Annotated in this window: 1 protein-coding gene; it reads right to left on the reverse strand. The window is 72.3% G+C overall.

What is annotated here, in order from left to right:
• The coding region (locus Raf01_RS49105) for a helix-turn-helix transcriptional regulator (protein ID WP_203925073.1) at positions 1-926 on the reverse strand (926 nt) is incomplete at its 3' end.
• Between the last annotated feature and the right edge of the window lie 74 nt (positions 927-1,000).

A 1,000-nucleotide genomic window follows, 5' to 3' on the forward strand; every position in this document is an offset into this window, starting at 1 on the left:
CGGGTACGGGCGAGGAACGCTTCGCGGACGTCGTCGGGGCGCAGGATCCGCAGCGGGTGCCCGAGGCCGATGAGGTATTTGGCCAGCCCGTCGGCGCTGGCGCCGCCGATGTCGACGATGGTGGCGTGATCGCCGTCGGGCCGGTGGACGCCGACGGACGCGGGTACCAGCCGCAGTGCTTCGTCGGCGGGAACGGGGAGCCGGATGGTGACGTGTACCGGGTACGGGCCCAGTGCGGTGCCCCGGTTGACCAGGGTGGCGGGGTCGGGGGTGTCGGGCAGGTCGACGGGTTCGCCGGTGGGGATGCTGTCGCGGATGCGGTCGGCGCGGAAGGTGCGCCAGTCCTGGCGGGTGGTGTCGTACGCGACGAGGTACCAGCGGCGGCCGGTGTAGACCAGCCGGTACGGGTCGACTTCCCGGGTGGTGACGGTGGTGGCCCGGTCGGCGTAGGTGAGCCGGGTGCGTTCGCCGCGCCGGCAACCGGTGGCGAGGTCGAGCAGGAGCGCCGGTGGGACCTGCTGTTCTTCCGGCCGTGGGGTGGGGGTGAAGACGGCGTCGAGGGCGCCGAGCCGGTCGGCGACGCGGGCGGGGAGCACCTGGCGCAGTTTGAGCAGCGCCGACAGGGCGGCCTGGTCGCCGCCGGAGACGCCGTTGAGGGCTGCGGCGCGTAGCCCGACGGCGACGGCCAGCGCCTCCTCGTCGTCGAAGATCAGTGGGGGCATGCGGGTGCCGCGGCCCAGCTGGTAGCCGCCCCAGGGGCCCATCTCGGATTCGATGGTGTAGCCGAGGTCGCGGAGGCGGGCGATGTCGCGGCGGACGGTGCGTTCGGTGATGCTCAGTTGGGTGGCCAGTTCGGCGCAGGTCCAGGACTGCCGGGTGGACAGCAGCGACAGCGTGCGTAGCAGGCGGGCGGACGCTGTGATCACGGGTACGAGTGTGCCGGACAACCAGGACCGATCCTGTCCAGGTCTGCTCCTAGCGTGGCTGCCATGACTGATCA

The sequence above is a fragment of the Rugosimonospora africana genome (genome assembly GCF_016862975.1).
Classification (GTDB): domain Bacteria; phylum Actinomycetota; class Actinomycetes; order Mycobacteriales; family Micromonosporaceae; genus Rugosimonospora; species Rugosimonospora africana.